The organism is Streptomyces sp. NPDC002092 (assembly GCF_053593775.1).
On sequence record NZ_JBSFDG010000007.1, the window covers coordinates 72179 to 85304 of the forward strand.

Consider the following 13126-nt stretch of genomic DNA (forward strand, 5'->3'; position numbering starts at 1 on the left):
GGTTCTTGTCATCGCAGGGTCGTCAGCGCCGCCTCTTGATACGTGGCTCCTGCGTTCCAGAGCAGGAAGGAGTTCATGCCGTCCCCGGCCGCCGCTCTGATCTGGTCGGCGACTTCGGTGGGGCCGTAGTGGACGCCCAGGGAGAAGTCCTGGAGCCAGGGGACGATCGCGGCCCTGGTGCCCTTGACCTGCTTGGCGAAGTCGGCCAGCGACCGGTCGACGATCTCGTACGGGCTGTCGTTCGGATGGGCGACCCCGTACTCACCGGCGGCCCAGTGCGAGGGGTAGACCATGGGAGCGATGTAGTCGGCGTGTTGGGCCAGGGCGGGGATGTCCTGGGCGATCTCGGTGGGCCGGGTGGCGGCGATGCCGAACACCGAGACCCCGAGGTACTTGCCTTCGGGCTGGATGCGGCGCTGGGTGTCGGCGACGAAATCGGCGATGGACTGTTCGGGGGTCCGGTCGCCCAGGCCGGGGAAACGCATGGTGGAGAGCTTCCCGTCGGGGCGGCGCACGTAGTCGTACAGGATGTCGTCGAAGCCCAGCTCGGCCGCTTCGGTGGCCAGGGCGATGTTGTACCGGCGGACCTCGGGATCGGCGAAGTTGGTGAACGAGAGCGTGCCGTAGTGGCCGCCGTCGTACGGGCTGCCGTCAGGGGCCTGGACCAGGCGGTGGTCCTTGCCCTGGCGGTGGGATGCCTCGGCCAGGATGGGGTCCCGGAAGGCGACGATGCGGCCGATGACGCGGGCTCCCATGCCGTGCAGGGTCTCGATCACCTCGTGTGCGTCGTAGCGGTTCTTCACGGCCCCGATCTCGCGGGCCAGCGGAACGGAGGAGTCGTAGCCGACCTCGCCGTTCTCGTCCTTGATGTCGAGCTCGACGGCGTTGAGCTTCTTGTCTTTGACGAGTTGGAGAACCGGGTTGCGGACCTCGGTTGCGGACCAGCCGATGGCGGTCAGGTGAGCGGCCCGGGTGAGGGGATAGGGCACGACCGCGTTCACGTGCTCGCGGGTGACGTTGCCGGCCGCGTCCGTGGCCGCCACCTCGATCCGGGCGGGGGGCTTTTCGAACCGGCGGGAGAAGGTGCCGTCGTCGCCGACGGTCACGGGCGCACCGGCTATGGAGACCTTCACCTGACTGGCGTCCTCGACCCGGCCGCGTACCGTCACCGGTGCGCCGGGCCCGGTGGCTCGGGTGGGTGACAGCCTCAGTTTCGGGGCGGTGGTGTCCACGGTGAACGTCCGGGACATGTCGTCCAGGAACGGCAGGCCACTGCGTGAGGTGGCCGTCAGTTCGTGCTTCCCCTCGGCGAACGAGGGGATGTCGAGTATGAGGCGGCCGCCGGCCTGGTGGGTGTGCACCGGGTTGCCGTCGAGCCGCACCTCCAGCCCGGCCAGGTCGGCCCCTTCCTCGGCTGTGACGGCAAGGCGCGGATTGCGGACGTCGGCTCGGCCCAACACTCCCTTGCTGCTGAGCCCTTCGACCTGGAGCCGGCTGGAGGAGGCCTGAATCGCGAAGGCCCCTACCGCCGCGCAGACCGGGACCAGCAGGGAAATGGCTATGACGGTGAATCGCGTTCGGAGTCGTTTTCCGCGCATGTTCACTCTGCCGTTCTCGAAAGAGGGTTCCTTGCGCTATGACATAGCCGCCACGCCGTCCACCCGAGATGTTTCGAGCGGGTAATCATGCATTCGGCCCATCGTGCCGGGGTGTGCGTCACGGTGTTGTCCGAGGCTTGGAAGCGGCGGGGAGCATCTCGTTCACATCCGGAGGCATCATGCGCCCATCCCACCGAAGCGGCGGCGCGGTCGTCGTCGCATCGGTCATCCTGCTGGCCACCGCCTGCTCGGCAGCCCCGTCCCCGCCACAAGGACGCCAGGACGGACCGTCGGTACAGGCGCGCAAGGTCGGCGGGCAGGCCACGGCTGCGGACCCGGCGGCGGTGCAGGCCGACGAGCTCGGTGCGGTGCCGGTGCTGATGTACCACCAACTGGTGGCCGAGCCCAGGAGTGTGTACGACCGCACGCCGCAGGATTTCCGCGCCGAGCTGGAACGGCTGGCACGGGAGAGATACGTACCTGTGACCGCACGGGAATTCAGCAGTGGGCAGATTGACATTCCCGCGGGCACCCACCCCGTGGTGCTGACCTTCGACGACTCGACGGCCACGCAATTCCGTCTGGACGCGGATGGCCGGCCCGCCTCCGGCACCGCGGCGGACATCCTGCTGGACGTCGCCCGGGAGTACCCCGGATTCCGCCCCGTGGCCACTTTCTTCGTCAACGCCGATCCGTTCGGCGAGCCAGGCGGCCGAAAGTCGTTGGACTGGCTCGTCAAACACGATTTCGAGGTCGGCAACCACACCCTGCGGCACACCGCGCTGGGAACGGTGGACGACGACACCTCCCAGAAGGCGATCGCCGACAACCAGAGGGCGATCACCCAAGCCGTGCCCGGCTTGCCGGTGGTGTCGATGGCACTTCCCAACGGTTCGATGCCCCACTCCCGGCAACTGGCGCTGCAGGGAACCGCCGACGGTGTGCACTACCGGCATCAGGGTGTCTACCTGGTGGGGGCCGGCCCCGCCCCTTCCCCCTTCTCCACCGCCTTCGACCCGGGCGCCATCCCGCGCATTCGCTCCCAGGCGGCGACCGGCCCGGAAGCCCAGTTCACCTCGACGGTCTGGCTGGACAATCTCCGCGACGGAACGGTCAGGCGTTACACCTCGGACGGAGACCCGAAGAAGATCAGCTTCCCCAGGTCCGAGGCGACCCGCCTCGCCCCGGCTCACCGGCAGACCGCCCGGCCGTACTGAACTTCGGGGCTCCGCCGGCCGCCCTCAGGCAGGGTATGACGTGACCGACACCCACCTCAGGCCCCGGACCCCGCGCCCCGAGCCGAGACGCACGGACCGGCAGAAGGCCGACGAGACGAAGGAAGAGCACCTTCGCCGGGGCAAAGGCACGAGAACACCGCGCTGCGCCGGACCCTCACCCTGTACGAGGAGACCATCCGCCGGCTCACCTTCGAAGGCCACGCCGCGGAGCGGCGCCATCGTCGTCCCCTGCCCGCCCGCAGTCGAACCGTCCCGACCACGCCCCGGCCTGGGCCCATTCAGGTCCGTTTGAACCGTCCATTGTCCGCTTCTCCGGTGACGACGCCACGGGGGCCGCTTCCCCGTACTGCCCGCGTTGTCGGGAGGCGTCGGGGTCGCCCGGCCGAGCAGCCGGGGCTCAGTCGTGTGGCCCTGCGCCGTACAGGAGTGTGTCGATGACGAGTGTGGCCAGCGTGTCCGGGTCCTGTGCGGCGGGGTCCTGGGCCGCGTCGGGTCGGTTGAGGGCTTCGCTCAGCAGGGCGTAGTACACCTGCCGCGTCCATTCCAGATCCGTGTCCGGGGCGAGGAGTCCCTCACGTTGGGCACGGGCCAGGAGTTGCAGGGTGTGGGCGTCGATCTCGCTCCACAGGGCGGCGGCGGCTTCGGTGTGAGGCGTGGCGTGGCTGAGGGTGAAGCGCCAGGTGCTCTTGACCCGCAGCACGTTCGCGGTCACCCGGTACAGGGTGACGAGTGCGGGAGCGGCGTCGGGGCGGGCCTCCTCGATGGCTTCGATGAGCTGCTGCTTCGCGGAGACGGCGAGGGCTTCCAGGAGTGCCTGCCTGTTCGCGAATCGTCGATGCACCGTGATCCTGGTCAACCCCGCGGCCTCGGCGATCTGCTCCATGGAGGCTCCGGCGTCCTGGGCGAGGACCTTCTCGGCCGCCTCCAGAATCGCGCGCACACTGCGCTCGGCATCCGCCCGCAGTGCTCGGCCCATGTCTGTCTCCCGTCTCGTCGGCTCACATCTTCGCTCTCCGTAGAGGATACGTGAACGCTACGGGTAACCGATTAACTGATGCTTCCATGTTGCCATTCACTCCAGAACTGATACATTGATGCAACCGATCGGGGGTTGCCCCGGTCCCGGAACCAGGAGTTCAAGATGACGACAACACGACCGGTAGCCCTCGTGACGGGCGCGTCCTCCGGCATCGGAAAGGCAGCCGCCGTCGCGCTGGCCGAGGCCGGCTACGAGGTGGTCGGCACCAGCCGCAACACCGCGCACGTCACCCCGCTCAAGGGCGTGACCTTCCTCGATCTCGACGTCACCGGCGACGCGTCGGTGACCGCTGTGGTCGGTGAGGTGATCGAGCAGTTCGGACGGATCGACGTGCTGGTCAACAACGCCGGCATCGGCTCGGCAGGAGCGGCCGAGGAGAGCTCCGCCGTGCAGGCGCAGGGCCTGTTCGACATCAACGTCTTCGGCGTCATGCGGATGACGAACGCCGTCCTGCCGCACATGCGCGCCCAGCGCAGTGGACGCGTCATCAACATCTCGTCCATCGTCGGGTTCATGCCGCAGCCCTACATGGCGGTCTACGCGGCCTCCAAGCACGCCGTCGAGGGTTACTCGGAGTCCGTGGACCACGAGGTCCGCGAGTACGGCGTGCGGGTCCTGCTCGTCGAACCCGCCTGGACCAGCACCGCGTTCGACGCGGCCAGCGTGCGTCCCGACCGGCCCCTTGACGTCTACGCCAAGCAGCGCCACGTCTTCGAGGAGTACATGGCCGGCGCGGTCAAGGACGGCGACGACCCCGCCGTCGTCGCCAAGGAGATCGTCGCCGCCGCGACCGATGGCAAGCCCAAGCTGCGCTACACCGCCGGCGCCATCACCGGACGCGTTCGCACGATGCGCCGCATGGTCCCCTCCCGCGTGTTCGACCAGCAGCTGCGCAAGCTCAACCGCCTGCCCGCCGCCTGACCTTCCCGGAAACGGAGCGACAAGAAAGCGAAGCCCACCATGAGCACCTATCTGGCAGACACAGCCGAGGACCTTACCGTCGACGGTCCCTCCGCGACCTTCACCTACCGGCGCCTCGGCCCGACCGGCGGTACCCCGCTGGTCCTGCTGAACCGGGTCCGGGGCACCCTCGACTGGTGGGACCCTGAACTCCTGGACCACCTGGCAACCGGGCACGACGTAATCGTGTTCGACGCCGTCGGCACCGGCTACACCACCGGCACCCCCCGCGACTCCGTCGAGGGACTCGCCGACGCCGCCGTCGAGTTCATCCAGGCTCTGGGCCTCACACAGGTCGACCTGCTCGGCTGGACGCTGGGCGGCACCGTCGCCCAGCACATCACCCGCACCCGGCCCGACCTGGTGCGCAGGCTGGTCGTGGCGGCCGCCGGCCCAGGCGGCACGGTGCCCGGCGCACCCGACCCGGACCCGAAGGTGCGGGCCACCATGACCAAGCCCGAGGTCACCGGGGACGACCTGGTGTTCCTGTTCTTCCCGGAGACGGACACCGGGCGTGCCGCCGGGCACGCGCACCTCGCCAGGGTGGCCACACGGCTGGCCACCGGGCTCCCGGAGGTGTCCGAGGCGGCGGCCCTGGGCCAGCTCGCCGCGATCGCGAAGGACGCGGCGATTCCCTTCGAGCAGGTGCGAGCGGACCTGGCGGCCATCCGGCAGCCCGTCCTGTACGCGACCGGCATGCAGGACGTGATGATCCCGGCGCTGGCGGCTTACACCGCCGTACAGCACATGCCCAACGCCACCCTCGTCGCCTACAGCGACGCCGGCCACGCCTTCCTCTTCCAGCATGCGAAGGACTTCGCCGCCCAGGTGACGGCCTTCCTCGGCGACTGATCCGCGGAACCACTGAACGAAGCCCGACAACACGGGAGTCGGAACGCCTCCCCGAACGAGGAGACCCACCGTGGAGTTGACCAGCCATCCGGCGCGCCGCGAGGTCACGCCGCTCGAGTTGTTCTTCGACCTGGTCTACGTCTTCGCGATCGGCCAGCTGTCGCATCAGCTGCTGGCCCACCCGACGTGGACCGGCGCGGCCCAGACCCTCGTCCTCTACCTCGCGGTCTACGCGGCGTGGGCCTACACCACGTGGGCGGTCACCCTCGTGCCGGCCGAGGACCCGCGGACCCGACGCATGCTGCTGGCGGTCATGCTCGCCGGGCTGTTCATGAACGCCGCGATCCCACAAGCTTTCAGCGACGCCGGGTGGCTCTTCGCCGCCACCTTCCTGCTGATCCACATCGGGCGGACGGTATGGCTGCTCACCGTCGGACTCGACCGGGTCAACCAGGAGCATTTCGTCCGCGTTCTGGTCTGGTTCATCGCGGCCGCTCCCCTGTGGCTGACCGGCGCGGCGGTCGGCGGCGGCGCGCGGCTGGCGTGGTGGGCCGGGGCGCTGCTGATCGAGTTGGCGGGCACCGCGACGGCGCATCCGTTGCCCGGCCGCAGGCTGGAGTCCCGGCGGGTCGGCTTCGCCGGCGGGCACCTGCTGGAACGCGGGCGCCTGTTCGTGATCATCGCGTTGGGCGAGACGGTCATGACCACCGGCACCGCGCTCACCGCGGCACCGTACGAGCCGATGACCCTGCTCACCGGCAGTGTCGCGCTCACCGGCACGGTCGCGTTGTTCTGGCTGTACTTCAGCCGTTCCGAGCGCGTCGTGCGCCATTTCCAGCGGACCGAGGACCCGATGCGGGCCGGGCGCAGCGGCGTCATCAGCCTCATGGCCACCGTCACCGGGTTGATCGCCGCCGCCGTGGCCGATGAACGTGTCATCGTCCACCCCGTCGACCACGCAGGCATCACCACAAACCTGCTGCTCTTCGGCGGGCCGGCCCTCTACCTCGTCCCACAGGTGTGGCACGGGGCGACCCTGTTCGACGACCTGCTCTCGTCACGGCTGCTCGCGCTGTTCGCTCTCGTCGTCGCAGGCACAGTCACGTTGAGGGCCCCGGCGTACCTGGCGGCGGTCGTCGCCGCCGCGATCGTCGTCGCACTGGCCGTGTTCGAAGGACGCCGTCCGGCTGGTGATGCGCGTGCGAGGCCGATCCCGTCAGGCCCCCAGGTCACTGACAGGAACGTCTGACCTACCGCGCCTGTGGCCGGCCCGCCCGTCGACGGAAAGCATCGGCAGGCCTTTCGCCTAGGTCAGCGTGCCCTTCTCCTTCACCCCGGACTCCGTTGACCCGTTCACCAGGAGGATTTCATGGGCATGTCCGCCGGTACCGTCCTCGTCACCGGAGCCGACCGGGGCCTTGGCTGGGCGCTCGCTGTTGAGCCGTCAAACCGTGGCACCGCCGTCCACGCCAGTGCCCGCGACGCCGACCGGACGCCGTCCGGGCACGGCCTGACCGGCGCACGGTCGTCGGGCGCGGGCGCCACGGCGGAGATCGGCGTACTGATCTGTGACGCCCAGGAGTTGATGCGGGCCGGACTGCGCACCGTGGTGAACGGCCAGCCGGACCTCACGGTCGTCGGCGAGGCCGGGGACGGCGAGACGGCCGTGGCACAGGCACTCACGCTGCGCCCGGACCTCGTCCTCATGGAGGCGCGACTGCCGCGCCTGGACGGCATCACGGCCACCGCGCAATTGCGCGCCGCGCTGCCCGACACCCGCGTGCTTGTCCTCACCGCCTGCGACCGCGACGAGTACGCCTACGCGGCGCTCCGCGCCGGAGCCAGTGGCTTCCTCGTCAAGGACACGCCGGCCGCAGAGATGCTCGTCGCCGTACGTGGCGTGCTGCGCGGCGACACGATGGTCGCCCCGTCGGTGACGCGACGGCTGATCGACCGGTATGTCACGGGCGCCGTCGCCCCCGTTGCCGATGCACGCCTCGACGTACTGACCGACCGTGAGCGGGAGGTGCTGGGGCTGGGCGGCCGTGGGCTGAACAACGCGGAGATCGCCGGGAAGTTGTTCCTCGGCGAGACCACGGTCAAGACCCACGTGGCCCGCATCCTCGCCAAACTGCACATCCGCGACCGCATACAGGCCGTCGTCCTGGCCTACGAGAGCGGACTCGTTCGCCCTGGTGGATGACTCCGGTCGGGCGCTCGGGAGGACGCACGACGACACAGCCGGTACCTAGGTTCGGGTCATGTCGATCATGCGGGAGTTGGCACTGGACACCGCTGGGCCAACGGTTCGCCGCCCCGAGTCCGGCCGCGCCGTCTCCACCGATCAAGAGGCCGCCGCCGACAGCCTGCCCCAACACCATGACAACACCTCCTGATTCTTCCTTCGCCCATTCGTCCCCTCAGCACTTTCGGCACTTTCAGTACTGGAGCACACCATGAAGCAGCACAGCATGTTCAGCATCGAGACAGTGGCACCGAAGATCCGCAAGGTCACCTTCTCGAATCCGCCGGTGAACGTCGTCGGCGCGGACACCATCAGCCAACTGGTCGACGTCGTCGACGAGCTGAGCCGGGACGAGCAGGTGCAGGTCGTCATCTTCGACAGCGGCACACCCGGATACTTCTTCAACCACGCCGATCTCGGCGAGGTGCCCGAACTCCTGGCTCTGAACAGTGCCGACGGAACGCCGACATGGGTCGACCTGGTCACGAGCCTGACCAGTGCACCGTTCATCAGCATCGCCTCCATCCGCGGACGCACCCGGGGCGGCGGGGACGAGATCACCCTGGCCTTCGATCTGCGCTATGCCAGCCGCGAGGAGGCGTTCTTCTGCCAGCCCGAGGTCGCGATCGGCATCGTTCCGGGCGGCGGCGGCAGCGACCGTCTGGCCCGGCTCCTGGGGCGGGACCGGGCGCTCGAAGCGATCCTCACCAGCCAGGACTTCGACGCCGATACGGCCGAGCGGTACGGATGGGTGACCCGGACCGTCGCCGACGCCGAACTCGACGACCTGGTCAGCGGCGTTGCAGCGCGCATCGCCTCGTTCGACAAGCAGTCCGTCCTGGGCGCCAAGGCACAGATCAACCGGTCGACCCTGCCGCCGGTGGCCGATCTGCGCGCGTCCTGGGCGGAGTTCGCGGAATCGGTCAACTGGCCAGGATTCCAGGCCCGCGTACCGAAGCTCGGAAAGGCCATCGCCGAGATCGGTCTAGAAGAGATCGAGCGGAACCTGGGCCACTACGCCGGCCTCATCAACGAACAGGCATGAGCGCTCTGCGGCCGAGTGTTCCGCCGCATCGGCTTCAAGGCATCCCTGACACTCGGCCTGTTGCACGTCGAGGTCGAACCGGGCCGGGCCGTGTTCGAGATGACCCCCGCGGAGTGGCACTACAACGCACTCGGCGTCGACGGCGGCATCCTCACCACCCTCGCCGACAACGCACTGGCGCCGCCGTCCACAGCCAACTCCCCGCCGGAACCGGCTACACCACGCAGGGCGTCAACCTCACCTTCCCACGCCGGGTCACCGTCGGCACCGGCCGTCTCCGCTGCGTAGCCACCGCCGTCCACAACGGTCGGCGCACCGCCTTCGCCACCGCCGCATCACCGACCTCAGCGCCCGACCGCCTGACCTCCCCACTCAACGCACCAGGGACTTCTCATGGACCTCTCCACCAGCACCGTCCTGGTCACAGGCGCCAACCGCGGGCTGGGTCGCGCACTCGCCGCCGAACTGCTCAGCCGCGGCGCCACCGTCTACGCCGGGGCCCGCAACCCCGACAAGGTCGACCTGCCGGGAGCCAAGCCCATCGCCCTCGACATCACCGACCCCGACTCCGTGGCGGCAGCCGCGAAGGCAACGGGTGACGTGACGGTCCTGATCAACAACGCCGGGACAGGCACCGGCACCGACCTGCTCACGGGCGACCTCGACAACGTCCGCTTGGAGATGGACACCCACTACTACGGCACGCTCTCGGTGGTCCGCGGCTTCGCACCCCAGATCGCGGCCAACGGCGGCGGCACCATCCTGAACATCCTGTCCGTCCTGAGCTGGTTCAGCTTCCCGCAGTCCGGCGCCTGCTGCGCCGCCAAGTCCGCGGAGTGGTCGCTCACCAACGCCCTGCGCGTACAGCTCGCCGAGCAGGGCATCCAGGTGGCCGGACTGCACCTCGGCCCCATGGACACCGACATGATCCGGGAGGCCTCCGGGCCCAAGACCGCCCCCGCCGAGGTCGCCCGACTCGCCGTCGACGGCATCGCCGCCGACGCGTACGAGATCGTCGCGGACGACATCAGCCGTCAGGTCCAGGCCGGACTGGCCGGAGGCGTCGCCGCGCTCTACCCGGAACTGCCCTGACGGCCGGTTGCCCAGGAACCTTCGGCACATGTCGATCACGCGGGGTTCCTTCTCCGCCCCCGGCTCACCGGCGCCGTCACACCCCGCTCCCTCACACTCGCGCGGGCCATGACCTCCGGCCCGGATCCGATTTTGAGGTGACCGGCTCCATCAGGGCGTTCACATCCATACGGCGGCGGGCCCGGTCGACGGAGTCGCCGGGTCAGGAACAGCCCCACGATCCCTGCGCCCCGCGGAACATCCGCACGTGGGAGCGCACGGCAAGTTCAACGCGCCGGGGAAGACCTCCGGCCCGACTCAAGGAATGCGCATGTCCTCAACCAACCGACGTACCCGTATCTCCCGGCGCACCGCGATGGCGCTGGCCGCCATGTCGGTCGTCGCGGCCCTCACCGCCACGGCACCGACCATGGCCAACGCCGTGAGCGGCAGCTCCAGCGGCACGCGGCAGGCGGTCGCCCAGACCCAGAACACCGAGACCGCCAGCACCGCCCCCAACCTGCGCATCAAGGCCGCCAACGGCGTCACCTACCAGTACCGCCGCTTCGGCCACCCCGGCGCGGGCAGCGTGCCACTGGTCTTCCTCCAGCACTTCCGCGGCAACCTCGACTCCTGGGACCCCAAGCTCATCGACACCATCGCCACCAAGCGCGAGGTCATCCTCGTGGACAACGTCGGCGTCGGCGGCTCCACCGGCACCACCCCCAGCACCGACCAGCAGATGGCCCTGGACGCCATCGACTTCATCGACGCCCTCAAGCTGCCCCGCTACGACCTGCTCGGCTTCTCCCTCGGCGGCGAGGTCGCCCAGGAGGTCGCCCTGCGCCGCCCCTGGCAGGTCCGCCGCGTCGTCCTGGCCGCCACCGGCCCCCAGGGCGGAGTGGACCAGCGCGCATCCGACCCCCACATCCTGCAGCGGACCCTGAAGGACAGCCCCGGCCCCGAGGACTACCTCTTCCTGTTCTTCAAGCACACCCCCACCAGCCAGGCCGCGGGAACGCAGTTCCTGCAACGCCTCGGGCAGCGCACCACCGACCACGACGCCCCCACCAGCCTCGTCACCCGCGACCACCAGCTCACCGCGTGGTCCGAGTGGGGCATCACCGACAAGTCCAAGATGGTCCGCCTGAAGTCCCTCTTCCAGCCGGTCCTGGTCGCCGACGGCGAGAGCGACCTCCTGATGCCCGCCGAGAACTCCCACCTGCTGGCCAAGTACCTCCCCAACGCCCAGCTGCACATCTACCCGGACGCCGGCCATGGCTTCCTCTACCAGTACGCCGTCAAGTTCGGCACCGAAGTGAACGCCTTCCTCGACCGCTGACCGCACATCTGCGGCCCATTGCCCCGGCGAACATCAGCCGGCCCGCTACCAGCTGTCCTATCGGGCTTTCCCGCCGGGGCTTCATGGCCCACGGGCCACGGCGGGGGGAATTCCCCTTCCGCCTGCCGCTGACCCATCCCGAGATCACCGTTTTCTCGGCTGACCGTGCTTATGCGGGCAAGCTCGGGACCTGGGCGAGACGCCGTCTGAACCTCGCGATCAAGACGGTCAGTGTCCCGGGCATGCCCGGGACCAGGAACACCCGCAAGACCTCCGACTGGCCGACCGTCGACACTGCCCGGTATGGGCGGTGCCCGGCGGTCTGGGTAGGTTGGTGGCCACCGACCCAGGAGATGCCCCGTGCCCGGCCGCCCCAGCGTTTTGTTCGTGACCGATCTCGCCTACGAGGCACGGGGGCGGCGCTACTGCGACGAGGACATTTTCCTGTCGTCCCGGCTACGGAACGACTTCGACGTCGCTTTGTGCCATCCGCTGGACGCCGCCGCTCTCATGGACGCCTTTGACGTGGTCGTGATCCGTAACAGCGGCCCCGTGCTCCACTACCAGAAGGAATACGACGCCTTCCGGAACCAGGCCGTAGCACGCGGCACCCGCGTCTACAACCCGCTGTCCGGCCGGGCCGACATGGCAGGCAAGCAATACCTGCTGGACCTGACCGCAGCCGAATACCCGGTCATCCCGACCATTGACCGGCCCCAGGACCTCGGCCGCCTGCCCGAGACCGACCAGTACGTGGTCAAGCCGAAGGCGGGGGCGGACTCCATCGGCCTCAGCTTCGTGCCTCAGCAGGAGCTGGCCGGCCTCGCCTACGGCGACATCCTGGTCCAGCCTCGCATCGATTTCCGCTACGAGGTGTCGTTCTACTACGTGGACGATGCCTTCCAGTACGCCCTGCACGCCCCCGACCCCGAACGGCGCTGGGTTCTTGAGCCCTACCAGCCCGCCGAAGCCGACCTCGACTTCGCCCGCCGCTTCATTGCTTGGAACACCCTCGATCACGGCATCCAGCGCGTGGACGCCTGCCGCACCCAGGAGGGTGACCTGCTCCTGGTCGAGCTGGAAGACCTCAACCCCTACCTGTCCCTGGACCACCTCGACGACCCGACCCGCAACACATTTGTCACCAGCATGACGACCTCCCTCCACCGGTTCCTGAGCACCCCACCCCGCCCCTGAATCGCAGCCGCGGGCTGCTTCGGACGTGGACAAGACCTGGCGCATGTGGCGGCCACGTGCCTCAGCGGCCGCTCAGAGGTGGTCGTCCAGGAACTTCCGTACGTCGGCGATGGTCGTGGGCCCCGTGGCGTGCGCCACCGCCTCTCCCTCCTTCAGCAGGACGTGGGACGGCGCTCCGGTGATCCCGTATCGCTCGGTTGCGGCCGGACAACGTGTGATGTCGGCGCGGACGACCGTCAGCCGGCTCGTGTAGTCGTCGGCGATGCCACTCATGACGAGGTCCATCACCCTGCAGGGCTCGATCGCCTTGGGCCATGTCCCGGTGAAGTAGGCGAGGACCGGAACTCCGCTCATCCCGAGGATGAACTTGAACTCGGCGTCCTCACGGGGTCGGTGAACCCGCTTCGCCATGGAAGCTCCTGACCTAAGGTTCCGTCATTCCCTCCCCATCATCCCTCGCGCGGTGTGCCGCGTCGGCCCGGTCGGTCGTCCGGTTGATCTGCCGGAAGAGAGGCACGGGGGGCCGCACAGCGCCCTGC

14 protein-coding genes are annotated in these 13126 nt (G+C 69.0%); 11 read left to right on the forward strand and 3 right to left on the reverse strand.

What is annotated here, in order from left to right:
- Positions 1-8: 8 nt before the first annotated feature.
- Positions 9-1460, reverse strand: a complete 1452-nt coding sequence (locus ACWCRD_RS17525; protein WP_450967013.1) for a putative glycoside hydrolase — start codon at positions 1458-1460, stop codon at positions 9-11.
- 317 nt (positions 1461-1777) lie between these two features.
- Between ACWCRD_RS17525 and ACWCRD_RS17530 the strand changes: the two genes are divergently transcribed.
- Positions 1778-2815, forward strand: coding sequence for a polysaccharide deacetylase family protein (locus ACWCRD_RS17530; protein WP_450966705.1), 1038 nt, complete (start codon positions 1778-1780; stop codon positions 2813-2815).
- Between the two features lie 418 nt (positions 2816-3233).
- Here the strand turns inward: ACWCRD_RS17530 and ACWCRD_RS17535 are convergent, their stop codons facing one another.
- Complete coding sequence (locus ACWCRD_RS17535; RefSeq protein WP_450966706.1) at positions 3234-3812, reverse strand: TetR/AcrR family transcriptional regulator; 579 nt, start codon at positions 3810-3812, stop codon at positions 3234-3236.
- A 165-nt stretch (positions 3813-3977) separates the two neighbouring features.
- Here ACWCRD_RS17535 and ACWCRD_RS17540 point away from each other — a divergent pair, with 165 nt between their 5' ends.
- From ACWCRD_RS17540 to ACWCRD_RS17585, 10 genes are all read left to right on the forward strand, one after another.
- Positions 3978-4796: an oxidoreductase gene (locus ACWCRD_RS17540; RefSeq protein ID WP_450966707.1), complete on the forward strand. Its 819-nt coding sequence runs from the start codon at positions 3978-3980 to the stop codon at positions 4794-4796.
- A 39-nt stretch (positions 4797-4835) separates the two neighbouring features.
- Positions 4836-5687, forward strand: coding sequence for an alpha/beta fold hydrolase (locus tag ACWCRD_RS17545; RefSeq protein ID WP_450966708.1), 852 nt, complete (start codon positions 4836-4838; stop codon positions 5685-5687).
- Between the two features lie 70 nt (positions 5688-5757).
- Complete coding sequence (locus tag ACWCRD_RS17550) at positions 5758-6936, forward strand: low temperature requirement protein A (protein WP_450966709.1); 1179 nt, start codon at positions 5758-5760, stop codon at positions 6934-6936.
- Positions 6937-7239: 303 nt separating this feature from the next.
- On the forward strand, positions 7240-7890 hold the full coding sequence (locus tag ACWCRD_RS17555) for a response regulator (RefSeq protein ID WP_450967014.1): 651 nt from the start codon (positions 7240-7242) through the stop codon (positions 7888-7890).
- 58 nt (positions 7891-7948) lie between these two features.
- Positions 7949-8083 carry a hypothetical protein gene (locus tag ACWCRD_RS17560; RefSeq protein ID WP_450966710.1) on the forward strand — a complete coding sequence of 45 codons (135 nt, stop codon included), beginning with the start codon at positions 7949-7951 and terminating at the stop codon, positions 8081-8083.
- A gap of 60 nt (positions 8084-8143) precedes the next feature.
- Complete coding sequence (locus ACWCRD_RS17565) at positions 8144-8977, forward strand: enoyl-CoA hydratase/isomerase family protein (RefSeq protein WP_450966711.1); 834 nt, start codon at positions 8144-8146, stop codon at positions 8975-8977.
- Between the two features lie 15 nt (positions 8978-8992).
- Positions 8993-9265: a PaaI family thioesterase gene (locus ACWCRD_RS17570; protein ID WP_450966712.1), complete on the forward strand. Its 273-nt coding sequence runs from the start codon at positions 8993-8995 to the stop codon at positions 9263-9265.
- 105 nt (positions 9266-9370) lie between these two features.
- Positions 9371-10069 carry an SDR family oxidoreductase gene (locus ACWCRD_RS17575; protein WP_450966713.1) on the forward strand — a complete coding sequence of 233 codons (699 nt, stop codon included), beginning with the start codon at positions 9371-9373 and terminating at the stop codon, positions 10067-10069.
- Positions 10070-10379: 310 nt separating this feature from the next.
- Positions 10380-11390 carry an alpha/beta fold hydrolase gene (locus tag ACWCRD_RS17580; RefSeq protein ID WP_450966714.1) on the forward strand — a complete coding sequence of 337 codons (1011 nt, stop codon included), beginning with the start codon at positions 10380-10382 and terminating at the stop codon, positions 11388-11390.
- A 360-nt stretch (positions 11391-11750) separates the two neighbouring features.
- A complete protein-coding gene (locus tag ACWCRD_RS17585) occupies positions 11751-12587 on the forward strand; it encodes a hypothetical protein (RefSeq protein WP_450966715.1) in 837 nt (278 codons plus the stop codon).
- 72 nt (positions 12588-12659) lie between these two features.
- On the opposite strand, the gene ACWCRD_RS17590 is transcribed toward ACWCRD_RS17585, so the two are convergent.
- Positions 12660-12998, reverse strand: a complete 339-nt coding sequence (locus ACWCRD_RS17590; protein ID WP_450966716.1) for a thioredoxin family protein — start codon at positions 12996-12998, stop codon at positions 12660-12662.
- Positions 12999-13126: the final 128 nt, after the last annotated feature.

Coding starts and splice junctions, on each gene's coding strand:
- ACWCRD_RS17530 (WP_450966705.1), top strand. CDS start 1,778: ATGCGCCCATCCCACCGAAGCGGCGGCGCGGTCGTCGTCGCATCGGTC.
- ACWCRD_RS17535 (WP_450966706.1), bottom strand. CDS start 3,812: ATGGGCCGAGCACTGCGGGCGGATGCCGAGCGCAGTGTGCGCGCGATT.
- ACWCRD_RS17540 (WP_450966707.1), top strand. CDS start 3,978: ATGACGACAACACGACCGGTAGCCCTCGTGACGGGCGCGTCCTCCGGC.
- ACWCRD_RS17545 (WP_450966708.1), top strand. CDS start 4,836: ATGAGCACCTATCTGGCAGACACAGCCGAGGACCTTACCGTCGACGGT.
- ACWCRD_RS17560 (WP_450966710.1), top strand. CDS start 7,949: ATGTCGATCATGCGGGAGTTGGCACTGGACACCGCTGGGCCAACGGTT.
- ACWCRD_RS17565 (WP_450966711.1), top strand. CDS start 8,144: ATGAAGCAGCACAGCATGTTCAGCATCGAGACAGTGGCACCGAAGATC.
- ACWCRD_RS17575 (WP_450966713.1), top strand. CDS start 9,371: ATGGACCTCTCCACCAGCACCGTCCTGGTCACAGGCGCCAACCGCGGG.
- ACWCRD_RS17580 (WP_450966714.1), top strand. CDS start 10,380: ATGTCCTCAACCAACCGACGTACCCGTATCTCCCGGCGCACCGCGATG.
- ACWCRD_RS17590 (WP_450966716.1), bottom strand. CDS start 12,998: ATGGCGAAGCGGGTTCACCGACCCCGTGAGGACGCCGAGTTCAAGTTC.